At 53.7% G+C, this 22,994-nt stretch carries 22 protein-coding genes and 5 tRNA genes; 7 read left to right on the plus strand and 20 right to left on the minus strand.

Features of this window, described 5'->3' with window-relative positions; genetic code table 11:
- The first annotated feature begins 16 nt into the window (after positions 1 to 16).
- The 5 genes from galE (at position 17) to gpmA (ending at position 5,236) form a co-directional block, all read left to right on the plus strand.
- Positions 17 to 1,033, plus strand: coding sequence for a UDP-glucose 4-epimerase GalE (gene galE, locus ACOTY9_RS09945; RefSeq protein ID WP_023332434.1), 1,017 nt, complete (start codon positions 17 to 19; stop codon positions 1,031 to 1,033).
- 9 nt (positions 1,034 to 1,042) lie between these two features.
- On the plus strand, positions 1,043 to 2,089 hold the full coding sequence (galT, locus tag ACOTY9_RS09950) for a galactose-1-phosphate uridylyltransferase (RefSeq protein WP_023332433.1): 1,047 nt from the start codon (positions 1,043 to 1,045) through the stop codon (positions 2,087 to 2,089).
- Between the two features lie 3 nt (positions 2,090 to 2,092).
- A complete protein-coding gene (gene galK / locus ACOTY9_RS09955; protein WP_014883054.1) occupies positions 2,093 to 3,241 on the plus strand; it encodes a galactokinase in 1,149 nt (382 codons plus the stop codon).
- Positions 3,235 to 4,278, plus strand: coding sequence for a galactose-1-epimerase (gene galM / locus ACOTY9_RS09960; protein WP_348565686.1), 1,044 nt, complete (start codon positions 3,235 to 3,237; stop codon positions 4,276 to 4,278). The genes galK and galM overlap by 7 nt, the downstream gene beginning before the upstream one ends.
- 205 nt (positions 4,279 to 4,483) lie before the next feature.
- Positions 4,484 to 5,236 (plus strand): 2,3-diphosphoglycerate-dependent phosphoglycerate mutase, encoded by a 753-nt coding sequence (gene gpmA, locus ACOTY9_RS09965; RefSeq protein ID WP_008501111.1) that lies wholly within the window; start codon positions 4,484 to 4,486, stop codon positions 5,234 to 5,236.
- A gap of 61 nt (positions 5,237 to 5,297) precedes the next feature.
- Here gpmA and aroG read toward each other — a convergent pair whose 3' ends face one another.
- Positions 5,298 to 6,350, minus strand: a complete 1,053-nt coding sequence (gene aroG / locus ACOTY9_RS09970; protein ID WP_050862805.1) for a 3-deoxy-7-phosphoheptulonate synthase AroG — start codon at positions 6,348 to 6,350, stop codon at positions 5,298 to 5,300.
- 303 nt (positions 6,351 to 6,653) lie between these two features.
- On the opposite strand from aroG, the gene ACOTY9_RS09975 reads away from it, so the two are divergent.
- Positions 6,654 to 7,034 (plus strand): protein YbgS, encoded by a 381-nt coding sequence (locus ACOTY9_RS09975; protein ID WP_014883051.1) that lies wholly within the window; start codon positions 6,654 to 6,656, stop codon positions 7,032 to 7,034.
- Positions 7,035 to 7,139: 105 nt separating this feature from the next.
- Complete coding sequence (gene zitB / locus ACOTY9_RS09980; protein WP_014883050.1) at positions 7,140 to 8,078, plus strand: CDF family zinc transporter ZitB; 939 nt, start codon at positions 7,140 to 7,142, stop codon at positions 8,076 to 8,078.
- On the opposite strand, the gene pnuC is transcribed toward zitB, so the two are convergent.
- The 19 genes from pnuC to mngB all read right to left on the minus strand — a co-directional run bounded on the left by pnuC (position 8,075) and on the right by mngB (position 22,993).
- Positions 8,075 to 8,794 (minus strand): nicotinamide riboside transporter PnuC, encoded by a 720-nt coding sequence (gene pnuC / locus ACOTY9_RS09985; protein WP_014883049.1) that lies wholly within the window; start codon positions 8,792 to 8,794, stop codon positions 8,075 to 8,077. The two genes, zitB and pnuC, sit on opposite strands and share 4 nt — an antisense overlap.
- Positions 8,795 to 8,816: 22 nt before the next feature.
- Positions 8,817 to 9,860 carry a quinolinate synthase NadA gene (gene nadA / locus ACOTY9_RS09990; protein WP_032637167.1) on the minus strand — a complete coding sequence of 348 codons (1,044 nt, stop codon included), beginning with the start codon at positions 9,858 to 9,860 and terminating at the stop codon, positions 8,817 to 8,819.
- 191 nt (positions 9,861 to 10,051) lie between these two features.
- A tRNA-Lys gene (locus ACOTY9_RS09995) sits at positions 10,052 to 10,127 on the minus strand.
- Between the two features lie 24 nt (positions 10,128 to 10,151).
- Positions 10,152 to 10,227 (minus strand) — tRNA-Lys (locus ACOTY9_RS10000).
- Positions 10,228 to 10,373: 146 nt separating this feature from the next.
- Positions 10,374 to 10,449: transfer RNA gene (locus tag ACOTY9_RS10005), tRNA-Lys, on the minus strand.
- Positions 10,450 to 10,452: 3 nt separating this feature from the next.
- A tRNA-Val gene (locus ACOTY9_RS10010) sits at positions 10,453 to 10,528 on the minus strand.
- 26 nt (positions 10,529 to 10,554) lie between these two features.
- A tRNA-Lys gene (locus ACOTY9_RS10015) sits at positions 10,555 to 10,630 on the minus strand.
- 161 nt (positions 10,631 to 10,791) lie between these two features.
- Entirely contained in the window at positions 10,792 to 11,589 is a 798-nt protein-coding gene (cpoB, locus tag ACOTY9_RS10020; RefSeq protein ID WP_023332428.1) for a cell division protein CpoB, read from the minus strand.
- Positions 11,590 to 11,598: 9 nt separating this feature from the next.
- Complete coding sequence (gene pal / locus ACOTY9_RS10025) at positions 11,599 to 12,120, minus strand: peptidoglycan-associated lipoprotein Pal (RefSeq protein WP_003858578.1); 522 nt, start codon at positions 12,118 to 12,120, stop codon at positions 11,599 to 11,601.
- A gap of 35 nt (positions 12,121 to 12,155) precedes the next feature.
- Complete coding sequence (gene tolB / locus ACOTY9_RS10030) at positions 12,156 to 13,448, minus strand: Tol-Pal system beta propeller repeat protein TolB (RefSeq protein WP_013097529.1); 1,293 nt, start codon at positions 13,446 to 13,448, stop codon at positions 12,156 to 12,158.
- A gap of 130 nt (positions 13,449 to 13,578) precedes the next feature.
- A complete protein-coding gene (gene tolA, locus ACOTY9_RS10035) occupies positions 13,579 to 14,847 on the minus strand; it encodes a cell envelope integrity protein TolA (RefSeq protein ID WP_014883046.1) in 1,269 nt (422 codons plus the stop codon).
- 28 nt (positions 14,848 to 14,875) lie between these two features.
- Positions 14,876 to 15,304: a colicin uptake protein TolR gene (gene tolR / locus ACOTY9_RS10040; protein WP_003858589.1), complete on the minus strand. Its 429-nt coding sequence runs from the start codon at positions 15,302 to 15,304 to the stop codon at positions 14,876 to 14,878.
- Positions 15,305 to 15,307: 3 nt separating this feature from the next.
- Complete coding sequence (gene tolQ / locus ACOTY9_RS10045) at positions 15,308 to 16,000, minus strand: Tol-Pal system protein TolQ (RefSeq protein WP_348565687.1); 693 nt, start codon at positions 15,998 to 16,000, stop codon at positions 15,308 to 15,310.
- Positions 15,997 to 16,401: a tol-pal system-associated acyl-CoA thioesterase gene (gene ybgC, locus ACOTY9_RS10050; RefSeq protein WP_003858593.1), complete on the minus strand. Its 405-nt coding sequence runs from the start codon at positions 16,399 to 16,401 to the stop codon at positions 15,997 to 15,999. Before ybgC ends, tolQ begins: the two co-directional genes overlap by 4 nt.
- 148 nt (positions 16,402 to 16,549) lie before the next feature.
- Positions 16,550 to 16,840: a cyd operon protein YbgE gene (gene ybgE, locus ACOTY9_RS10055; protein WP_010428735.1), complete on the minus strand. Its 291-nt coding sequence runs from the start codon at positions 16,838 to 16,840 to the stop codon at positions 16,550 to 16,552.
- Positions 16,840 to 16,953: a cytochrome bd-I oxidase subunit CydX gene (gene cydX / locus ACOTY9_RS10060; RefSeq protein ID WP_003858598.1), complete on the minus strand. Its 114-nt coding sequence runs from the start codon at positions 16,951 to 16,953 to the stop codon at positions 16,840 to 16,842. The genes ybgE and cydX overlap by 1 nt, the downstream gene beginning before the upstream one ends.
- A gap of 14 nt (positions 16,954 to 16,967) precedes the next feature.
- Positions 16,968 to 18,107, minus strand: coding sequence for a cytochrome d ubiquinol oxidase subunit II (cydB, locus tag ACOTY9_RS10065; RefSeq protein WP_014883044.1), 1,140 nt, complete (start codon positions 18,105 to 18,107; stop codon positions 16,968 to 16,970).
- A gap of 15 nt (positions 18,108 to 18,122) precedes the next feature.
- Complete coding sequence (cydA, locus tag ACOTY9_RS10070; protein WP_014883043.1) at positions 18,123 to 19,691, minus strand: cytochrome ubiquinol oxidase subunit I; 1,569 nt, start codon at positions 19,689 to 19,691, stop codon at positions 18,123 to 18,125.
- 671 nt (positions 19,692 to 20,362) lie between these two features.
- The gene (mngB, locus tag ACOTY9_RS10075) at positions 20,363 to 22,993 is read right to left on the minus strand and encodes a mannosylglycerate hydrolase (RefSeq protein ID WP_180261949.1); all 2,631 of its coding nucleotides are present in this window, start codon (positions 22,991 to 22,993) and stop codon (positions 20,363 to 20,365) included.
- Between the last annotated feature and the right edge of the window lies 1 nt (position 22,994).

Here is a 22,994-nt window from a genome sequence, read left to right on the forward strand (position 1 = left end):
CCTAATGGAGCGAATCATGCGAGTTCTGGTAACAGGTGGTAGCGGTTACATCGGAAGTCATACCTGTGTGCAACTGCTGCAAAATGGTCACGATGTGATCATCCTCGACAACCTGTGCAATAGTAAGCGCAGCGTGCTGCCGGTGATTGAACGTCTTGGCGGGAAACAACCCACTTTCGTGGAAGGCGACATCCGCAACGAAGCGCTGATGACCGAAATCCTTCACGACCACGCCATTGAAGCGGTGATCCACTTCGCCGGTCTGAAAGCCGTTGGTGAATCCGTTGCGAAGCCGCTTGAGTATTACGACAACAACGTCAACGGTACCCTGCGTCTCATCTCCGCCATGCGTGCGGCAAACGTTAAAAACTTTATCTTCAGCTCCTCCGCCACCGTCTATGGCGATCAGCCAAAAATCCCCTACGTTGAAAGTTTCCCGACAGGCACGCCACAAAGCCCGTACGGCAAAAGCAAGCTGATGGTGGAACAGATCCTGACCGATCTGCAAAAAGCGCAGCCGGAATGGAGCATCGCCTTGCTGCGCTACTTCAACCCGGTCGGCGCCCATCCGTCTGGCGATATGGGTGAAGATCCGCAGGGCATCCCGAACAACCTGATGCCGTATATCGCCCAGGTGGCGGTAGGCCGTCGTGAGTCGCTGGCGATTTTTGGTAACGACTACCCAACCCAGGACGGTACCGGCGTGCGCGACTATATCCACGTGATGGATCTGGCCGACGGTCACGTTGCGGCCATGCAACAGCTGGCAGATAAACCGGGCGTGCATATTTACAACCTCGGCGCCGGGGTCGGCAGCAGCGTGCTGGACGTGGTTAACGCCTTCAGCAAAGCCTGCGGTAAGCCAGTGAACTACCACTTCGCACCGCGTCGTGATGGTGACCTGCCCGCTTACTGGGCGGATGCCACTAAAGCCGACAAAGAGCTTAACTGGCGTGTTACCCGCACGCTTGATGAAATGGCACAGGATACCTGGCACTGGCAGTCACGCCACCCGCAAGGCTATCCGGACTAAGGATCCTTCATGACTTCGTTTAATCCCGTCGATCATCCGCATCGTCGTTTTAACCCGTTAAGCGGACAATGGATTTTGGTGTCTCCGCATCGCGCCAAGCGCCCCTGGCAGGGGGCGCAAGAGACGCCTGCGAAACAAACGCTACCGCAGCATGACCCGGATTGCTTCCTGTGTCCGGGCAACACGCGCGTCACCGGAGATAAAAACCCGGACTACAAAGGCACCTTCGTCTTCACCAACGATTTTGCTGCGCTAATGACCGACACGCCGGACGCGCCTGCGAGCCATGACCCGCTGATGCGCTGTGAAAGCGCGCGGGGTACCAGCCGCGTGATCTGCTTCTCGCCCGATCACAGCAAAACGCTGCCGGAGCTGAGCGTTGAGGCACTGAAAGAGGTGATCGGCACCTGGCAGGCGCAAACCGCTGAGCTGGGGCAGACTTACCCATGGGTGCAGGTATTTGAAAACAAAGGTGCGGCGATGGGCTGCTCCAACCCGCATCCGCACGGCCAGATCTGGGCGAACAGCTTCCTGCCTAACGAAGCCGAACGCGAAGACCGCCTGCAAAAAGCCTATTTCGAGGAAAACGGCTCACCCATGCTGGTTGATTACACCCAGCGTGAGCTGGCCGATGGCAGCCGTACCGTGGTGGAAACCGAACACTGGCTCGCCGTCGTACCTTACTGGGCCGCCTGGCCGTTTGAAACGCTGCTGTTGCCGAAAGCGCACATACAGCGCATGACCGATCTCAGCGACGCACAGCGCGACGACCTTGCGCTGGCGCTGAAGAAACTGACCAGCCGTTACGACAACCTGTTCCAGTGCTCTTTCCCGTATTCCATGGGCTGGCACGGCGCACCGTTTAACGGTGAAGAGAACCAACACTGGCAGCTGCATGCCCATTTCTATCCGCCACTGCTTCGCTCTGCGACGGTACGTAAGTTCATGGTGGGCTATGAAATGCTGGCGGAAACCCAGCGTGACCTGACGGCGGAACAGGCAGCCGAACGTCTGCGTGCCGTGAGTGACGTCCACTATCGCGAATCAGGAGTCTAAAAAATGAGTCTGAAAGATAAAACACAATCCCTGTTTGCTGAGAAATTTGGCTACCCTGCCACCCATGTTATTCAGGCGCCTGGCCGCGTCAATCTGATCGGTGAACATACTGACTACAACGACGGTTTTGTGCTGCCGTGTGCCATTGATTACCAGACGGTTATTAGTTGCGCAAAGCGCGACGACCGTAACGTCCGCGTAATAGCGGCGGATTACGGTAACGAAACCGACGAGTTTTCCCTTGATGCCCCCATTGTGACGCACGACAGCCAGCAGTGGTCTAACTATGTGCGCGGCGTGGTGAAGCATCTGCAGAAGCGTAACAAGAACTTTGGCGGTGCGGATTTAGTGATCAGCGGCAACGTGCCACAGGGCGCGGGCTTAAGCTCCTCTGCCTCTCTGGAAGTCGCCGTGGGGACCGTGTTCCAGCAGCTTTATCATCTGCCGCTGGACGGGGCGCAAATCGCCCTTAACGGTCAGGAAGCAGAAAACCAGTTCGTGGGCTGTAACTGCGGCATTATGGACCAGCTGATCTCCGCGCTGGGCAAAAAAGAGCACGCGCTGCTGATCGACTGCCGCTCGCTTGGCACCAAAGCCGTTCCGCTGCCCAAAGGCGCGGCTGTTGTGATTATCAACAGTAATTTTAAGCGCACGCTGGTGGGCAGCGAGTACAACACCCGCCGCGAGCAGTGTGAAACCGGTGCACGCTTCTTCCAGCAGCCCGCCCTGCGCGACGTGACGCTTGATGAATTCAATAAGGTTGCGCATGAGCTGGATCCGGTTGTCGCCAGACGCGTTCGTCACGTGCTGACGGAGAACGCCCGTACCGTTGAAGCCGCGTCCGCGCTGGCGAAAGGCGACCTGAAACGCATGGGAGAACTGATGGCTGAATCGCATGCCTCCATGCGCGATGACTTTGAAATCACCGTCCCGCAAATTGATACCCTGGTTGAGATCGTCAAAGCGACCATCGGCGATAAAGGCGGCGTGCGCATGACCGGCGGCGGCTTCGGGGGCTGCATCGTTGCGCTGGTACCGGAAGAGCTGGTCCCTGCCGTACAGGATGCCGTGACGAAGCAGTACGAAGCAAAGACAGGTATTAAAGAAACCTTCTATGTATGTAAAGCATCACAAGGAGCCGGACAGTGCTAAACGAAACACCTACCCTCGCACCGGATGGGCTGCCGTATCGCCTGTTAACCCTGCGCAACCACGCGGGGATGGTGGTTACGCTGATGGACTGGGGTGCAACCCTGCTCTCCGCCCGCGTACCGATGCCGGACGGCAGCGTGCGTGAAACGCTGCTCGGCTGTGCATCGCCTGAGCAGTATGTTAACCAATCTGCTTTTCTGGGAGCGTCCGTCGGCCGCTATGCCAACCGCATCGCTAAAAGCCGTTTCGAACTCGACGGCGTGGCGTACCCTCTCCTTCCAAGTCAGGGTGAGAACCAGCTTCACGGCGGACCGGAAGGGTTTGATAAACGCCGCTGGAAAATTGTCCGTCAAAATGACAGCGAAGTGCTGTTCTCGCTGGATTCACCTGATGGCGATCAGGGCTTCCCGGGCAACCTTATCGCCTCCGCACGCTTCACGCTGACCGACGACAACCGAATCGCCATCGAATACCGTGCCACGGTCGACAAGCCGTGTCCGGTTAACCTGACTAACCATGCCTACTTTAATCTGGACGGCAACCAGTGCGACGTGCGCAACCACAAGCTGCAAATTCTTGCGGACGCGTACCTGCCGGTTGACGAAATGGGCATACCGTATCAGGGCCTGAAGCAGGTGAACGACACCAGCTTCGACTTCCGCACTGCGAAAGCTATCGCACAGGATTTCCTGAGTGATGACGATCAGCGCAAGGTGAAAGGCTACGACCACGCTTTCCTGTTGCAGGCCAAAGGCGATATCAGCCAGCCCGCCGCGCAGGTCTGGTCTGCTGACGAGAAGTTGCAGATGACCGTTTATACCACCGCCCCTGCCCTGCAGTTCTACTCAGGTAACTATCTTGGCGGCACAACGGCACGCGAACACAATGAATACAGCGACTGGCAGGGTCTGGCACTGGAGAGCGAGTTCCTGCCTGACAGCCCGAATCATCCGGAATGGCCGCAGCCAGATTGCGTTCTGCGCCCGGGTGAAGAGTACGTGAGCGTCACCGAGTATCATTTCATTCCGCGCGCTTAACGACAGGCCCTCACATCGAGGGCTTTTTTCTGCTCCCCTTGCTGAAAATAGCGCCGATCGCAGACAAAATCATAACCCTGGATTCACAAGCATCTTACACTCGAAGACTATTTTCGCTATGGTTAGGGTTAAGCGTTGCTGCTGGCCTGGCCACAGCAATATAATGAGAATTGTTATCATTCTAAAAATGCTTGAGGAGTAAGAGATGGCTATTACTAAGCTGGTCCTGGTGCGTCACGGCGAAAGCCAGTGGAACAACGAAAACCGCTTTACCGGTTGGTACGACGTTGATCTGTCTGAGAAAGGCGTAAGCGAAGCAAAAGCAGCAGGTAAACTGCTGAAGGAAGAAGGCTTCAGCTTTGATTTTGCTTACACCTCTGTGCTGAAACGTGCCATCCACACGCTGTGGAACGTGCTCGACGAACTGGATCAGGCCTGGCTGCCGGTTGAGAAATCCTGGAAACTGAACGAGCGCCACTACGGTGCGCTGCAGGGTCTCAACAAAGCCGAAACCGCTGAGAAATACGGTGACGAGCAGGTTAAACAGTGGCGTCGCGGCTTCGCGGTAACCCCACCAGAGCTGACCAAAGATGACGAGCGCTACCCGGGCCACGACCCGCGTTACGCGAAACTGACTGACGCTGAGCTGCCAACCACCGAAAGCCTGGCGCTGACCATCGACCGCGTTGTGCCTTACTGGAACGAAACCATTCTGCCACGCCTGAAAAGCGGTGAGCGCGTGATCATCGCCGCTCACGGTAACTCCCTGCGTGCGCTGGTGAAATACCTGGACAACATGGGTGAAGACGAAATTCTTGAACTGAACATCCCAACTGGCGTACCGCTGGTGTATGAGTTTGACGAAAACTTCAAACCAATCAAACACTACTATCTGGGTAACGCGGATGAAATCGCAGCGAAAGCCGCGGCTGTCGCGAACCAGGGTAAAGCGAAGTAATTTTCGCCAGACATAAAAAAAGCGCGGAGCCTTCCGCGCTTTTTTATTTCTGCCTCAGGACTTAACCGCGACGTGCTTTCACCGCGTTCGCCAGCTGACGCAGGAGGGTGTCGGTATCGTCCCAGCCGATGCAGGCATCCGTGACGCTCTTGCCGTACACCAGCGGCTCGCTGCCTTCCAGGTTCTGGTTACCTTCGACCAGATGGCTTTCAATCATCACGCCAATCACCGCCTTCTCACCGCCGGCAATCTGCTGACAGACATCAACCCCGACGTCCATTTGCTTTTTAAACTGCTTGCTGGAGTTGGCATGGCTGAAATCGATCATCACCTGCGGTGGCAGCCCGGCTTTTTCCAGCCCGACCTTCACGTCGGCCACATGTTTTGCACTGTAGTTTGGCTCTTTGCCGCCACGCAGAATGATATGGCAATCCCCGTTACCGCTGGTGTTCACGATGGCGGAATGACCCCATTTGGTCACGGACAGGAAGCAGTGCGGCGCACCCGCTGCGTTAATGGCGTCGATAGCCACCTTAATGGTGCCGTCAGTGCCGTTTTTAAAACCAACCGGACAAGAGAGACCGGATGCCAGTTCGCGGTGAACCTGAGATTCCGTGGTACGGGCACCAATTGCGCCCCAGCTCATCAAATCAGCCAGGTATTGTGGCGTGATCATGTCCAGGAACTCACCGGCAGCAGGCAGGCCACTGTCGTTGATCTCCAGCAGCAGCTTGCGCGCAATACGCAGACCGTCGTTGATCTGGAAGCTGTTATCCATGTGCGGATCGTTAATGAGCCCTTTCCAGCCAACGGTCGTACGCGGTTTTTCAAAATAGACGCGCATGACGATTTCCAGCTCATCCTTCAGCTCTTCGCGCAGCTGAAGCAGCCTTGCCGCATACTCTTTTGCCGCAGCAGGATCGTGGATAGAGCATGGACCAATCACCACCAGAAGACGATCGTCATTACCTTTCAGGATCTTATGGATCGCTTTGCGAGCATGAGAAACCGTGTTTGCGGCATTTTCAGTGGCGGGGAATTTCTCAAGGAGCGCTACAGGAGGTAATAACTCATTGATCTCTTTAATGCGTAAATCGTCGTTCTGATAATTCATTTTCTTTCCAGCTCTGCCATATCTTTAGTAATGAAAGCAATCCTTTCAATCTATCTTGTCGACCAGGAAGTGTAAACACGGTTTTACACTTCACGCAGATAATTCCTGGAATTCGCCTAAAAATCGCCACAAAATAGCGAAAAATGAGATCTAACCTAAGCTTTTTAACTGTAACAACCAATTTTATACGCCTAAACGCGATTCCCTACTGACGTAAGTCCGTAAGGCGGAATCTTTCGCCTCTAAAAAGATGCACTGTTGGAGAAAGTTATCCAGCGTAACGACAAGAACAGGAGCACCATGATGAAAATGACAAAACTGGCAACCCTCTTCCTGACCGCCACTCTCACCCTGGCAAGCGGCAGCGTCCTGGCTGCTGAAACGGGCACCTCAGACAGCAACGGTGATGCCAATGCGGCAGCAGAAGCAGGCCAGGTCGCCCCTGATGCGAAACAGAATATCGCCCCAAATAATGTCGATAACAGCCAGATCAATACCGGCAACACCAATACCGGCGGCACCATGCTGCATCCGAACGGCAGTGATTCCGGCACCATGAATCACGACAATATGAGTTCAGATGAAGTTCATAAGAACTCAATGTGTAAGGACGGCAAATGTCCCGACCCTAACGACAAAGTGGGTAACGATGCCAATACCAAAACCGATGGCACAACCCAGTAAGTCGTCAGTGCTTTAAATGCGAAAGGAGAGCCCAGGCTCTCCTTTCTTTTTGGAGTAACCTGTTAAAAACGCTACACTAAAAAATAACGAAACAGGAAAGCAGACATGGCGCACACCCACTCACACGCATCTTCTCCCGGAAATGACAACGTAAAACGACTCATGCTGGCCTTCGGCGTTACGGCCACGTTTATGGTTATCGAGGTCATTGGCGGTCTGGTCTCCGGCTCGCTGGCGCTGCTGGCTGATGCCGGGCACATGCTGACCGATGCCGCAGCGCTACTCTTCGCTCTGCTGGCAGTGCAATTTGCTCGTCGTCCTCCGAACGCACGCCATACCTTCGGCTGGTTGAGGCTGACTACGCTTGCCGCGTTTGTTAACGCCATCGCGCTGGTGGTCATTACTATTCTTATCGTCTGGGAAGCCATCCAACGCTTCAGGCACCCGCAGCCAATAGCCGGAACGACAATGATGGTGATTGCCGTCGCGGGGCTGCTGGCAAATATTCTGGCATTCTGGATTTTGCATCGCGGCAGCGGGGAAAAGAACCTCAACGTGCGCGCTGCTGCCCTGCATGTGCTGGGGGATTTGCTCGGCTCAGTCGGGGCGATAGTCGCCGCGCTGGTGATCCTCTATACAGGCTGGACGCCAGTCGACCCGATTCTCTCCGTGCTTGTATCGTGTCTGGTTTTACGTAGCGCCTGGAGTCTGCTGAAGGAGAGCGTCAATGAACTGCTTGAAGGGGCACCCGCATCCATGGACATTGACGAGCTGAAGCGTAACCTGCGCCGTTCTGTCCCGGAAGTGCGCAATGTTCATCATGTGCATGTCTGGCAGGTAGGTGAAAAACCGGTGATGACGCTACACGTTCAGGTGATCCCACCTCACGATCACGATGCATTACTGGAACGCATTCATCATTTCCTGGAACATCATTACGAGATTGGCCACGCCACCGTCCAGATGGAGTATCAGGCCTGTAACGGGCCGGACTGCCACCTTAACGAGGCGCAGCCCAACCATTCACATCATCATCACCATTAGCGGGAAAGCGCGTGAGAGCCTCGCTCACGCGCGCTCTTAATCCACATACGGCTGCCATTCAGGGCAATGAAGGTCAGCAGCAGATATTCCAGCGACATCGCATAGACGCCCTGCAGCGCGAAAATGACCACGCTGATAACGTTGATGATGACCCACAGCAGCCAGTTCTCAACGTATTTACGGGTCATCAGGATCATCGCCGCAATTGACAGCACCATCATGCAGGAATCCCAGAATGGGAAAGCATCCGGCTGAAGTTCTGGCATCGTTACGCTCAGGCCGATACCGGACATAGCCGAAACGGCCACGCGGGTCAGGAAGGCAAACACCGGGTTGATATAAACGGTCATGAATCCAATAGCGACCACGCAAGCGACAAACCAGGCAATGGCTTTCGGCAGGGGTAGCCAGCGGATCTGTAGCTCAGCCTCCTGCTGGCTGTTCTGCCGCGACCACGCGTACCAGCCGTAAATATTGGCGGCGAAGAAGAACAACTGCAAAAGCAGACTGGCGTACAGCTGGATCTGGAAGAAGATAATCGCAAAAAGCGTAACGTTAATCAGCCCGAACGCGTAATTGCTGATTTTCTCCAGGCTTGCCAGCCAGATGCAGAGTAAACCCGCCAGCGTGCCGACGGCCTCAATCCATGACAGGTCATAGCCACCTGCACCAATCGGTATGTGAACCAGAATGTTCTGCGTGCTAAAAAAATCCATCTTTTCCCCGGAACGTTTTGAATTAAGTACGTAGTGTAGCCGCAAAATCCAGCATGCGGTTAAGCGGAATTAACGCACCTTCGCGCAGCGCAGCATCGACATGAATTTCATGCGCGGCGCCGCCCGTCTCCAGCCCTTCGGCAATCGCTTTCAGACCGTTCATCGCCATCCACGGGCAATGCGCGCAGCTGCGACACGTCGCGCCCTCGCCTGCCGTTGGGGCTTCAAGGAGCTCTTTCTCCGGCACGGCCTGCTGCATCTTATAAAAGATACCGCGATCGGTCGCCACGATGAGCTGCTTGTGCGGCAGCGTTCTGGCCGCGTTGATAAGCTGGCTGGTTGAACCCACGGCATCCGCCATGTCGACAATGGACTGGGGGGATTCAGGGTGAACAAGAATGGCGGCGTCAGGATAAAGCGCCTTCATGCGTGCCAGCGCCTGGGTTTTAAATTCGTCGTGCACAATGCAGGCCCCCTGCCAGCAGAGGACGTCAGCGCCTGTCTGCTTCTGAACATAATTGCCGAGATGTCGGTCAGGTGCCCAGATAATTTTCTCACCCAGGCTGTCCAGATGCTCAATCAGCTCAACGGCGATGCTGGAGGTCACGACCCAGTCTGCCCGCGCTTTTACCGCCGCGGAGGTGTTGGCATAAACCACCACGGTACGGTCAGGATGGGCGTCGCAGAAGGCGGTGAACGCGTCAATCGGGCAGCCAAGATCGAGCGAACACTCGGCATTCAGCGTCGGCATCAAAATGGTTTTTTCCGGGCTGAGAATTTTCGCCGTTTCGCCCATAAAACGCACGCCAGCAACAAGCAGCGTGGAAGCAGGATGTTTTGCGCCAAAGCGCGCCATCTCCAGAGAGTCAGAGATGCAGCCCCCGGTCTCTTCCGCCAGTTGCTGGATTTCCGGGTCGGTGTAGTAATGCGCCACCATCACCGCGTCTCGCTCTTTCAGAAGACGTTTGATCTTCTCGCGGTAGAACTGTTTTTCGTCCTGGCTTAGCGGAACAGGTTTTGGCGGAAACGGATAGATGGCGGCTTCGGGATCAAACATCACACTCATTATGGCTTCTCGTTTTACTGGCTTAACAATATTGCCTTTCTTTTGCCTGACATAGCAAAACGCATGGCAATTGTGTTTTGTATACTAAACAAGATAGCGAATCTGGAGTGAAAAGTCACCGGGAATAGAGGTGTGGAGCATTTATAGAATTGCAGATAGCAAAAAGGCGCCTTTAGGGCGCCTTTCTACATTGGTGGGTCGTGCAGGATTCGAACCTGCGACCAATTGATTAAAAGTCAACTGCTCTACCAACTGAGCTAACGACCCCTTGCGGGATTTTTTTCTTCGAAGTGGTGGGTCGTGCAGGATTCGAACCTGCGACCAATTGATTAAAAGTCAACTGCTCTACCAACTGAGCTAACGACCCATTCGGGTGCTGACTTCGAAGATTTTTACTCGGTACCACGTTTAAGTGGTGGGTCGTGCAGGATGACTCGGCTTCGCCTCGCCCTTCGGGCCGTTGCTAAAGCAACGTTATCCTTCACGTTTAATATCTGAGTAAGACATTAAAATTGGTGGGTCGTGCAGGATTCGAACCTGCGACCAATTGATTAAAAGTCAACTGCTCTACCAACTGAGCTAACGACCCGAGTGGTGGGTGATGACGGGCTCGAACCGCCGACCCCCTCCGTGTAAAGGAGATGCTCTACCAACTGAGCTAATCACCCACTCTGTACTACCGGAACTGCTTAAGTGGTGGGTCGTGCAGGATTCGAACCTGCGACCAATTGATTAAAAGTCAACTGCTCTACCAACTGAGCTAACGACCCACTTTTACGCTGTTTTCACGTTGTTTGATATCCCGTGGCAACGGCGGCATATATTACTGATTTAAGAATTCTGCGCAACAAAAATTTCGATGAAGATCACTTAACTGCTTACGAATCATGCTGCACGACCAGAAATAACGCGATTTCTGGTCATGCGATAATCATCCCATCGAATTCAGACGTTTTTGCGCCTGTTTGGCACCTTCGGTACCAGGGAATTTGGCGACCACCTGCTGATAAACCGCTTTGGCTTTCGCAGTGTCTCCTTTGTCCTGCATGATCACGCCAACCTTATACATCGCATCTGGCGCTTTCGGCGATTTTGGGTAATTTTTCACCACGGAGGCAAAATAAAACGCCGCATCATCCTTTTTACCCTTGTTGTAATTCAACTGACCAAGCCAGTAATTGGCATTTGGCTGGTAGGTTGAATCAGGGTATTTCTTAACAAAGTTCTGAAACGCAGCAATCGCGTCGTCCTGACGAGATTGATCCTGCACGAGGGCAATGGCCGCATTGTAATCCGTATTCGCGTCACCGCTCTGTACAGGCGCGCCTGTGGAGGCGGAAGCATCCGCAGACGGCGCGGGCGCGGATGTCGCCGCTCCGCTCTGATCGCCTGCTGCGGGTTGTGCTGCTGCACCACCACCGCTGCTGAGGCTATCTATCTGCAACAAGATTTGCTTCTGACGTTCCACAACCTGGTTAAGCTGATACTGGCTTTCCTGAATCTGACCGCGGAGAGAGTCAATATCGTTTTGGTTATCGGAAAGTTGTTGCTGGAGTTGGGTTAAAAGCTGACTGTGAGCGTTAGAAATACGCTCGAGTTGAGTGACCCGGTCTTCTACCGAGCCTGAGCCGACACTACTGATTGGTGCCTGAGCAAAAGCGGCCCAGGGGGCCGCTATTCCAACCAGTAACGACAGACTCAACAGATGATGTCTGAAGTTACTGCTCATGCCATTCTCTTAGTAAACCAGTACGGCACGACGGTTTTTGGAGTAAGCCGCTTCGTCGTGACCCAGTACTGCAGGTTTTTCTTTACCGTAAGAAACGATGGAGATCTGATCAGCAGAAACGCCTTTACCCTGCAGGTACATTTTAACAGCGTTAGCACGACGTTCACCCAGGGAGATGTTGTACTCTGGGGTACCACGTTCGTCCGCGTGACCTTCTACGGTGACTTTGTAAGATGGGTTGCTACGCAGGAAGTTAGCGTGAGCATCCAGCATCGCAGCGAAGTCAGAACGGATGTCGTATTTATCCAGATCGAAGTAAACGATGTTGTTCTGCTGCAGCTGCTGCATCTGAAGACGCGCCTGCTCTTCAGAAGACATGTTGCCATTGCCGTTCGCGTCCATACCGGTACCGGCACCCATCATGCCTTCGCCGCTCTGGTCATTGCTTGCGTTCTTGTTAGAAGAACACGCTGCGATTGCCATTACAGGCAGAGCGATCATCAGCCCCTTCAGCACTTTGTTCAGTTGCATTTCTATGATTCCTTTAGTAATCAATTAATTATTATTTACAGATACGGCGACCAGGCAGGTGATTTTACCTGTCCATCAGTGGCCGGAATACGCGCTTTGAAACGCCCATCTGTAGAAACCAGATTCAGCACAGATCCCATCCCCTGAGAAGAGCTGTAGATTACCATAGTGCCGTTAGGTGCCAGACTTGGCGTTTCATCCAGGAACGTTGACGACAGAACTTGAACGCCACCCGCTACCAGATCTTGTTTGGCAATGTGCTGCTGCCCACCGTTGGAGCTGACCATTACCATGAATTTACCGTCGCTGCTCACGTCTGCGTTCTGGTTCTGCGAACCTTCCCAGGTAATACGCTGCGGAGCACCGCCGTTGATGTTTACTTTATAGATTTGTGGACGGCCAGCCTGGTCAGAGGTAAACGCCAGGTTTTGACTGTCCGGGAACCATGAAGGTTCGGTGTTGTTGCTGCGACCATCGGTCACCTGGCGGATCTGGCCAGAGCCAATATCCATTACATACAGGTTAAGGCTACCGGTTTTAGACAGCGCAAAGGCCAGTTTAGAGCCGTCCGGAGAGAAGGAAGGCGCACCGTTGTGACGTGGGAACGACGCTACCTGACGCACAGCACCGTTAGCCAGCGTCTGGATAACCAGCGCAGAACGACCGCTCTCGAAAGTCACGTATGCCAGTTTAGAACCGTCCGGAGACCAGGCTGGAGACATCAGCGGCTGGGAAGAACGTTTCACCAGGAACTGGTTGTAGCCGTCGTAGTCAGAGACGCGCAGCTCATACGGGAACTGACCGCCGTTGGTCTGCACCACATAAGCAATACGGGTACGGAACGCACCTTTAATGCCGGTCAGTTTTTCGAATACCGCATCGCTGGCCGCGTGAGCCGCGTAGCGCAGGTACTGTTTAGTGACCTTGTAGGAGTTCTGTGCCAGAACGGTACCCGGTGCACCGCCGGTATCTACCAGCTGCCAGGCCACGTTGTAAGAGCCGTCCGGGTTAGGGGTAACCTGACCCACAACGACCGCATCAATACCCAGCGCAGACCATGCAGCAGGCTGTACTTCCTGTGCACTGCCCGGCTGCTGAGGCAGACGAGAACGATCTAACGGGTTGAATTTACCGCTGTTACGCAGGTCAGCCGCCACGATGCCACCGGCATCTTCAGGTGCAGCGCCAGGACCGGCCCACTGGAACGGAACAACACCGATTGGGCGTGCCGAGTCCACCCCCTGGGTGATCTCGATACGTACTTCTGCGTGCAGCACAGCTGCCCACAGCATTAAAAAACTAAATGCTACACGTAATGCCTGCTTCATCATATCTCCCTTATCCGGGTAACCTTACCCACGATAATTTAGCAGAATGTTAACAAACTCAAATAGACAAAACTACACGATCCTGGCTATGACAATAGTCGGTTTTCTATACTTCCCAAAGGAAAGACGATCACAGCTTAAAGTCTAGTTTGGCATCTTTTATCTTATCGTAAACAGCCTCACTCGGCGGTTTAGGAATGTTCGCCGATCTTGCTGCGGCTAACGCTGCCTGGCAAAGCGCAGGATCGCCCCCTTCAGAAGTGACGCTTTTCAACCGTCCATCTGGGGCAAGATTGATATGCAGCACGCACTGTTTGCCCTGATACAGGCCCGCATCAAACAGACGGCTTTGGATCGCCACCTGAATCTGCTTCGCATAAGCGCTGATATCTGCACCCGTTGCCCCGCCGTTGGCGCCGGAGGTCCCGCTGTCTTTAGACGGCTGACCGTTCCCTTTCGCCCCGCCACCCGCTTTTGGTGCGTTCTTACCTGAACTCAGGTCGCCCAGCAAATCGTCGACGCCGGCAGCCGCAGCCGCTTTATCTGCAGCGGCCTTTTTGGCAGCGGCTTTTTCAGCCGCAGCTTTCTTATCGGCAGCCGCTTTTTTATCTGCTGCAGCTTTCTCGGCAGCCGCTTTTTTATCAGCAGCAGCTTTTTCAGCCGCAGCCGCTTTTTCAGCCGCGGCCTTCTCGGCAGCAGCCGCTTTCTTCGCAGCGTCAGCCGCTGCTTTCTTCTCTGCTTCCTGAGCGGCTTTCTTCGCCGCTTCGGCTTCAGCTTTCTTCTGAGCGTCAGCAGCCGCTTTCTTCGCCGCTTCGGCTTCGGCTTTCTTCTGAGCATCAGCAGCGGCTTTCTTCGCGGCTTCGGCTTCAGCTTTTTTCTGGGCATCGGCAGCCGCTTTCTTCGCTGCTTCAGCCGCTAATTTTGCCTGGGCATCAGCCTTCGCTTTGGCATCCGCTGCGGCTTTAGCGGCCGCTTCTTCCGCCTGCTTTTGCTGCTCCTGCGCTTTTTTCGCGGCCTCTTCAGCTTGCTTCTGCTGTTCCGCCTGCTCTTTCGCCGCTTCCTGCGCCTGCAAACGTTCTTTCTCAAGCTGCTTCAGACGTTCCTGCTCCGCGGCCTGCTTTTCACGCAGCTCTTCCGCTTGCTGTTGCGCCTGTTTTTCACGCTGTTCTTCAGCCCGTTTTGCACTCGCCTTCTGCTGCTGTTGGCGATTATAGTTTTGCACTACCGCACCGGGATCCACCATAACGGCATCGATGGAAGACCCTCCACCGCCGCCTGATGCATCAATATGCTCATCGAACGAACTCCAGATCAGCGCTGCAAAAAGAATCACGTGCAGCACTGCGGAGACGATTATCGCTCGCTTAAGCTTGTCGTTCTGTTCGGTTGCCTTTGACACTATCGGTTCCCAAAAACTACGCGGATGATCAAATAGGTTGAGTCATTAAGCCAACTGACTTAACACCCGCACTATGTAGCAAGTTCAGCGCTTTAATAATTTCATCGTAGGGTACGTCTTTCGCGCCACCGATTAAGAAGACCGTTTTCGGATTTGACTCCAGGCGACGCTGCGCCTCAGCTATCACCTGCTCCGGTGGAAGCTGATCCATACGATCTTTTTCTACCACCACGCTGTACTGCCCTACGCCGGAAACTTCAATGATGACCGGAGGATCGTCATTGGTGCTCACCGCCTGTGATTCTGTCGCATCCGGCAGATCCACCTCCACGCTCTGGGTTATGATTGGCGCTGTTGCCATGAAGATCAGCAGCAGTACCAACAGGACGTCCAGCAGTGGAACGATATTGATTTCGGACTTGAGCTCGCGACGACCTCGTCCACGCGATCTGGCCATGGTTTACCCCTTGTTGCTCTCGCTGCTGGTAAACGCCTGACGGTGCAGAATCGCAGTGAACTCTTCCATAAAGTTGTCGTAGTTCAGTTCCAGTTTGTTCACGCGCTGGTTCAGGCGGTTGTACGCCATTACCGCCGGGATTGCCGCAAACAGACCGATAGCGGTCGCAATCAGTGCTTCAGCGATACCCGGTGCAACCATCTGCAACGTCGCCTGCTTCACCGCACCCAGCGCGATAAAGGCGTGCATGATCCCCCATACTGTACCAAACAGGCCGATATACGGGCTGATGGAGCCGACAGTACCGAGGAAAGGAATGTGCGTTTCAAGATTTTCCAGCTCACGGTTCATGGAGATACGCATCGCACGAGAAGCGCCTTCCACAACCGCTTCCGGCGCATGGTTATTTGCGCGATGCAGGCGAGCAAACTCTTTGAAGCCGCTATAGAAAATTTGTTCGGAGCCGGTCAGGTTTTCACGGCGCCCCTGGCTCTCCTGATACAGGCGAGAAAGCTCAATACCCGACCAGAACTTATCTTCAAACGCTTCCGCTTCACGGCCAGCAGCATTGAGGATACGCGTTCTCTGGATGATGATGGCCCAGGATGCGATTGAAAAACCAATCAAAATCAACATGATAAGTTTAACCAGAAGGCTTGCCTTCAGGAACAAATCAAGGATATTCATGTCAGTCACTGCTTAAACTCCGCGACAATAGACTTAGGAAGCGCACGAGGCTTCATTATGGTTGGATCAACACAAACAATCAGTACTTCAGCTGAGTTCAGTACGGTGTTCTCTGCGTTGACTATCCGCTGCGTGAAAACCAGTGAGGTCCCGCGCATTGATGTAATTTCAGTTTGGACTTCGAGCATGTCGTCGAGTCTGGCAGGCGCAAAATACTCAAGCGTCATCTTGCGTACCACGAAGGCAACTCGCTCAGCCAACAGCACCTGTTGACTAAAGTGATGATGGCGCAGCATCTCTGTGCGTGCCCGTTCATAAAAAGCAACGTAGCTGGCGTGGTAAACCACACCACCGGCATCGGTATCTTCGTAATAGACACGAACCGGCCATCGAAACAGCGTTGTATTCACTTTACATCCCAGTAATACAAGAAAAGTTGGAGCTTTCAAACTTCGCTACTATACGCGCGGGAAAGATGGTTTGGAATGGGAGAAAGTAAACGGAGAGTAAATTTTTATGGGCTCGGGTAAGCCCATATCGTTATAGGACATTTCTTATTCAGAAGAAGAAGAAAATCAAACCGGCGAGGAGAACCAGATCGGCAATCAGCGGGCAGAAAATGCCCTGCCAGTGTACCGCTTTCGGACGAAAGCCCACGCCGTGGATCACCCCAGCACACACTGCCCACATAATGAGGAAGCCATGCCAGATTTCCAGTTCGCTGGTTTTTGCCGCGAAACGCGACGGGTCCCAGAAGATGCAGCCTGCCAGCAGTAATGCCATCACTAAAGAAAGCGCCCGTAACGGGCGCTTATCCATTACCGCGTAAAGCGTCGCGATAATATTCATCAGTGTTTTTCTTCACCCGCTTTCGTCGCTTCAACATGCTCAAGCGCCAGGGCGGTGATGACACCAAAAGCACAGGCAAGAAGCGTCCCTAAAATCCATGCGAAATACCACATATTCAGCTCCTTACTTAGTACATAGAGTGGGTGTTGCTTTCGATATGTTCTTTGGTGATACGACCGAACATTTTCCAGTAACACCAGATGGTGTAAGCCAGAACAATCGGAACGAACACGCAAGCAACGTAAGTCATTAAGTTCAGCGTCATATGGCTGGAGGTTGCATCCCACATGGTCAGGCTAGCATTCAGCATGGTGCTGGATGGCATGACGAATGGGAACATGGCAATACCCGCCGTCAGGATGATGCACGCCAGGGTCAGCGAGGAGAACAGGAACGCCAGCGCGCCTTTCTCCAGACGAGACGTCAGCATGGTCAGCAGCGGCAGCAGTACACCCAGAGCCGGGATCGCCCACAGCGCAGGCATGTTATTGAAGTTCACCAGCCATGCGCCAGCCTGACGCGCCACTTCTTTGGTCAGCGGGTTAGACGGTGCCGTATGGTTGATCGCAGACGTCACAACATAACCATCAATACCGTACACCACCCATACGCCTGCCAGTGCGAAGCAAACCAGCGTCACCAGTGCAGCAACCTGAGCCGTCGCACGGGAACGCAGGTGCAGTTCACCCACAGTACGCATCTGCAGGTATGTTGCGCCCTGCGTGATGATCATCGCCACGCTCACCACACCCGCCAGCAGACCAAACGGATTTAGCAACTGGAAGAAGTTACCGGTGTAGTAAAGACGCATGTATTCGTCCAGGTGGAACGGTACACCCTGCAACAGGTTACCGAACGCCACGCCGATCACCAGCGGTGGAACGAAGCTACCAATGAAGATGCCCCAGTCCCACATGTTGCGCCAGCGGGTGTCTTCAATCTTGGAACGGTAGTCGAAACCGACCGGACGGAAGAATAAAGAGGCCAGCACCAGAATCATCGCCACATAGAAGCCGGAGAACGCAGCCGCGTAGACCATCGGCCAGGCAGCAAACAGCGCGCCGCCTGCGGTGATCAGCCACACCTGGTTACCGTCCCAGTGCGGGGCGATGGAGTTGATCATGATTCGACGCTCGGTGTCATTACGACCGAGGAAACGAGTGAGCATCCCCACCCCCATGTCGAAACCATCGGTGACAGCGAAACCGATCAGCAGAACGCCAATCAGCAGCCACCAGATAAAACGCAATACTTCATAATCGATCATTTGATGACTCCTGTCTTAGCGTGCCGGCTGAGTAGTCGCAGTGGACTGCTCGTAGTGATAGCGACCGGTTTTCAGGCTGCTTGGGCCAAGGCGCGCGAACTTGAACATCAGGAACAGTTCAGCCACCAGGAACAGGGTGTACAGACCGCAAATCAGCAGCATGGAGAAGATCAGGTCGCCTGCAGTCAGGGAAGAGTTCGCTACCGCCGTTGGCAGTACCTCACCAATGGCCCATGGCTGACGGCCATACTCCGCAACAAACCAGCCGGATTCGATAGCGATCCACGGCAGTGGAATACCGTACAGCGCCGTGCGCAGCAGCCATTTTTTCTCGCCGATGCGGTTACGAATGACGGACCAGAAGGAAGCCGCAATGATCAGCAGCATGATGATGCCGCAGCCCACCATGATACGGAATGCGAAGTACAGTGGCGCAACACGCGGAATCGAGTCTTTGGTCGCCATCTGGATCTGCGCTTCCGTCGCATCAGAAACGTTCGGGGTATAGCGTTTCAGCAGCAGACCGTAACCCAGATCTTTCTTCACGTCGTTGAACTGGTCACGTACCGCCTGATCGGTCGAACCGGCACGCAGCTGTTCCAGCAGCGAGTAGGCTTTCATACCGTTACGGATACGCTCTTCGTGCTGAACCATCAGCTCTTTCAGACCAGTGACCTGCTTATCAACAGAACGGGTGGCGATGATACCCAGCGCGTAAGGGATCTGAATCGCGAAGCGGTTTTCCTGCGCGTCCTGATCGGGAATACCGAACAGCGTAAAGGCAGCAGGCGCGGGTTGAGTTTCCCATTCAGCTTCGATTGCAGCCAGTTTGGTTTTCTGCACGTCACCCATTTCGTAACCGGATTCATCACCCAGAACGATAACAGAGAGGATGGCAGCCATACCGAAGCTTGCAGCGATAGCAAAGGAGCGCTTAGCAAAGGCGAAGTCACGACCGCGCAGCATGTAGTAAGAGCTGATGCCCAGAATGAACATCGCGCCGCACACGTAACCAGAAGCCACGGTGTGAACGAATTTCACCTGTGCAACCGGGTTCAGGACCAGCTCGGCAAAGCTGACCATCTCCATACGCATGGTCTCGAAGTTGAAATCAGACGCGATGGGGTTCTGCATCCAGCCGTTCGCCACCAGGATCCACAGCGCGGACAGGTTCGAACCTAATGCCACCAGCCAGGTGACGGCCATATGCTGAACTTTACCCAGACGGTCCCAGCCGAAGAAGAACAGACCTACAAAGGTGGATTCGAGGAAGAAGGCCATCAGACCTTCAATGGCCAGCGGCGCACCGAAGATGTCCCCTACATAGTGGGAATAATATGACCAGTTAGTCCCGAACTGGAACTCCATGGTCAGACCGGTGGCCACGCCCAGTGCGAAGTTGATACCAAACAACTTGCCCCAGAACTTGGTCATATCTTTATAAATCTGTTTGCCGGAGAGGACGTAAACCGTTTCCATAATGGCCAGCAGGAACGCCATACCGAGCGTCAGCGGCACAAACAGGAAGTGGTACATCGCGGTCAAGGCAAACTGTAAGCGCGACAGTTCGACTACGTCTAACATTATGACTCCTTGCTCATCGCATGAAGACTCCGAGAGTGAACCCCGTCAGAAGAGATCCACACGCATGCCCCAATACAAATTATTCGCATCCTGGTCGTCGTTATTACCCTGAAGAAGGATAAAAACGATGACGTCAGGTTACAAATAGGTTAATAAAAAACTCAAATTGATCCCGCAAATATAATACGCTGCAAAACCCTTACAATAAACAGGTTTTTATTGAATCACATTTACGTTTTTCGACGGCGATCAATTTATAGCAAAATTACCACTTTTCGGCCATTTTGATCGGGAACAATTTAGCGCTTTTCAACGCCTTTTTCCAAGGATTAAACATTGATTTAAATCAAAAACCAGCAGCAATGTTAATCATGTTTAATCGCGGTGAGAATAGTAAAAACCATGTTAACGATATGTACATGCAAGGATGTGATAGGTTATCGAAGAAGGAAAAAATATAAACAGAAGTGATTTTTATTAACGCGAGAGAAATTGTCCTTTTCAAGCGCAACCAACAATAAAGCGTAGTCGAGCCAGATTATTTTTCCATTGCTTTTCTGCAACCCTTAGAAATTACATTTAATTTACCTTTATCACCCCATAAGTTAACACCACGGTGTGACTATTCAATGAAAAAAGGCCGCTAACGCTGCAGCCTTTTATCACTGTTTTCAGCCGACAAGCACGCTAAAGGTGCGTGACTGTCCAGGCCTGAATACCCCGGCAATGCCCTCGCCTTCATGCTGCGCTAACACCTGTTCATTCATGTCCGTTTCGCAGCACCGTTTCACCGTCGGATTCACAGATAACGTCGCATCACATGCGCTGGACGCTGACGGGTTAAACAGACGAAGAATAAGCTCATCACGATCTTCCGCCTTTTTGAGAGCACTGAGCACACATCCCGTTGGCGAAAGCGCTAACAAACTGTAACTTTCCGGCGTGGTAAACGGTGCGCGGTTCAGTTTCATGGCATCCCAGGGAATTTTGTTGTAGCACTGTACGGGCGTTAACCACGATTTAGCCTGCTGCGCGACACCCGCATTTTCCGGCGTACCGCTGAAACTGAAGAGACTAAAGCGACAGCTTAACGCGCCCCGAACCTGGGAGTCAGGAACGGGCAGTTTGATCCCTGATGGTCTGCCGGGACGCAACAGCAAATCTTCTTTGCCGAGTAGCCCCACGCCACGCAACAAGGTTACGGCAAAGGCTTTTTTATCCTCGCCCACCACTTCAAATTCGCGCAGTCCCTCGGTGAACAGCGCCAGCCCGTTTCGTTTCTCCTGCAGGACGGCGTAATTGAGTAAGTTCCAGACGGGAACCGGCGCTTCTTTCCAGCCCTCCTCCTGCCAGTTTTGCATGGCGGGATCCTGCGCAGCACGCGTGACCGTACCAAACTGCGTATCCGCTAACACCTCCTGGGCTGTAAACGGCGTTGGGATCAGCACGCGAACGCGGTGGTCGTCAGCCTGATTGTCCAGACGAACCGCCACATCAATGCGTCTGCTGTTGTGGCTAAGCGTGATTTCACACTCAGCGCTGAGAGAACCGTTCCTCTGACGCGCCGTGCGTTCGGCCAGATTAGCCGGAACAGCGATCCGATGACGGATCACCGCCCTGCTCTGCCAGCCTTCATGCGTCACCTCAACCTGATGCTCACCCTGTGCTGAAGTGAGCCTCCACTCTTCCCGGGCAGGCGAGTAGTCGTACTCATCGCCATCATCCGAACTCTCTTCGATTTCCAGTACGCGGTCATAAATCAGCCCGGTTTCTTTGTCACGCAGGCGCAACGTGCCGTCTTCATTGAAATCAACCTGCCAGAACGCATTTTCAAGGAAGGATTCTGTGTTTTTCACCGCTGGGCGCTGCTTCCCGGCCACGTTCGGTTCGATAAACAACGTACGGTACCCCATCGACGGCAGTATCTGGCTGAGCTGAATATCAAACTCCATAAACGGTTCGTAATTGCCGTAATGGACAATCTGTCGGTCGATGAGACCGGGGTCGAGTTCGCGTGCGCTGCGAATGAAATACGGGATCTCGTTACCTTTATCATCCCGCAAACGGAACTGGCTGGCACGCAGTCGGATGGTGGTGTTCATCACCTCTTCACGCGGCCAGGGCATCAGGTTGAACATCACCAGCTTATCGGCATCGCTTTGCGGCATGTTGTCGACAATCTTGCGCATATAGAAACGCACCAGGTTGTCTGCCATGTCTTCAGCCAGTTCGAAGCGGGAGACAATCTCACGATGCACTTTGTCGCTGCAGCAGCAACCGATGCTGTCGTGAGCGTGGTTTTTGAGGATCTCTTTCCACATTTTCTCCAGCAGACCGTGGTGGTAATCGAAGCCCAGCGTCCAGGCAAGGGTCGCCAGTGGCTCGAGGATATTGACAATTTTGTTCTCAATACGCGCATGGGCGATTTTGATGTCCATGCGCGTAGAGCCGATTGTCCGGTGAACGCGCATGTATTTCCCGTCGATAAACTCCCCTTTTACCGTCGCCAGTTCATCGCGGTGCGCATCGATGTGGTCAAATACCTCTTCGAACCGGCTCATCACAAACTGACGCTGGGGATAGATTTCTCGCAGCTTGTCCATTACTGCAAAAATATTCTGCTGCAGCGGCATCTGATCGTGACCGTTGGGCAGCAAAATCTCTTTGGTGACGGAGGCGCTTTCCAGCACCTCGAGATAGCTGTCGAGCCGCTTTCGCAGCCCCGCTTCGTCCTCCGGTAAGTACTTACCAATCGCGTAGCCCAGCGGCAGCACCTGTGCCGTCACTTCGCTGCCGTCCTGGCTCTGCCAGAGAAATTCCGTTTTATCGGTTCCGTGTCGTTCCGAGCAGCCGCGCCAGAACATGGTCCGCGTTATGCCAAACCCGTTATAAATATGCGGAAGCTGACCGGACATACCAAATGAATCCGGCAGATAGCCGATTTTCATCGGCTCGCCGAACGCCATACAGTCGCGAATGCCATACATAAGGTTGCGGACGATCGACTCGCCGCTGACGAGGGTGGTATCAGTCTGGGTATACCAGGGGCCAATAATCAGTTTTCCGCGCTCGACAAGGGCCTTCACGCGCGCGCGGTTTTCAGGCACGACGGCAAAATAATCCTCCAGCACCGCCGTCTGCCCATCAAGGACGTAATATTTATACTCGTCATCCTGCTCCAGGCGGGTCAGGATCTCTTCCATATTATTGACCAGAAGAATACGTGACTCTTCGGTGGTGAAATACCACTCACGGTCCCAGTGCATATGCGGTGTGATATGAACGCGAGATACAGCTTTCATC

The organism is Enterobacter cloacae complex sp. SHL012 (assembly GCF_049237505.1).
GTDB lineage: Bacteria > Pseudomonadota > Gammaproteobacteria > Enterobacterales > Enterobacteriaceae > Enterobacter > Enterobacter kobei.

What these genes read in the sequence shown, in the direction of transcription:
- galE (WP_023332434.1), top strand. Translation starts at nt 17, where the DNA reads ATGCGAGTTCTGGTAACAGGTGGTAGCGGTTACATCGGAAGTCATACC.
- galT (WP_023332433.1), top strand. Translation starts at nt 1,043, where the DNA reads ATGACTTCGTTTAATCCCGTCGATCATCCGCATCGTCGTTTTAACCCG.
- galK (WP_014883054.1), top strand. Translation starts at nt 2,093, where the DNA reads ATGAGTCTGAAAGATAAAACACAATCCCTGTTTGCTGAGAAATTTGGC.
- gpmA (WP_008501111.1), top strand. Translation starts at nt 4,484, where the DNA reads ATGGCTATTACTAAGCTGGTCCTGGTGCGTCACGGCGAAAGCCAGTGG.
- aroG (WP_050862805.1), bottom strand. Translation starts at nt 6,350, where the DNA reads ATGAATTATCAGAACGACGATTTACGCATTAAAGAGATCAATGAGTTA.
- ACOTY9_RS09975 (WP_014883051.1), top strand. Translation starts at nt 6,654, where the DNA reads ATGAAAATGACAAAACTGGCAACCCTCTTCCTGACCGCCACTCTCACC.
- zitB (WP_014883050.1), top strand. Translation starts at nt 7,140, where the DNA reads ATGGCGCACACCCACTCACACGCATCTTCTCCCGGAAATGACAACGTA.
- pnuC (WP_014883049.1), bottom strand. Translation starts at nt 8,794, where the DNA reads ATGGATTTTTTTAGCACGCAGAACATTCTGGTTCACATACCGATTGGT.
- nadA (WP_032637167.1), bottom strand. Translation starts at nt 9,860, where the DNA reads ATGAGTGTGATGTTTGATCCCGAAGCCGCCATCTATCCGTTTCCGCCA.
- cpoB (WP_023332428.1), bottom strand. Translation starts at nt 11,589, where the DNA reads ATGAGCAGTAACTTCAGACATCATCTGTTGAGTCTGTCGTTACTGGTT.
- pal (WP_003858578.1), bottom strand. Translation starts at nt 12,120, where the DNA reads ATGCAACTGAACAAAGTGCTGAAGGGGCTGATGATCGCTCTGCCTGTA.
- tolB (WP_013097529.1), bottom strand. Translation starts at nt 13,448, where the DNA reads ATGAAGCAGGCATTACGTGTAGCATTTAGTTTTTTAATGCTGTGGGCA.
- tolR (WP_003858589.1), bottom strand. Translation starts at nt 15,304, where the DNA reads ATGGCCAGATCGCGTGGACGAGGTCGTCGCGAGCTCAAGTCCGAAATC.
- ybgE (WP_010428735.1), bottom strand. Translation starts at nt 16,840, where the DNA reads ATGAATATTATCGCGACGCTTTACGCGGTAATGGATAAGCGCCCGTTA.
- cydX (WP_003858598.1), bottom strand. Translation starts at nt 16,953, where the DNA reads ATGTGGTATTTCGCATGGATTTTAGGGACGCTTCTTGCCTGTGCTTTT.
- cydB (WP_014883044.1), bottom strand. Translation starts at nt 18,107, where the DNA reads ATGATCGATTATGAAGTATTGCGTTTTATCTGGTGGCTGCTGATTGGC.
- cydA (WP_014883043.1), bottom strand. Translation starts at nt 19,691, where the DNA reads ATGTTAGACGTAGTCGAACTGTCGCGCTTACAGTTTGCCTTGACCGCG.
- mngB (WP_180261949.1), bottom strand. Translation starts at nt 22,993, where the DNA reads ATGAAAGCTGTATCTCGCGTTCATATCACACCGCATATGCACTGGGAC.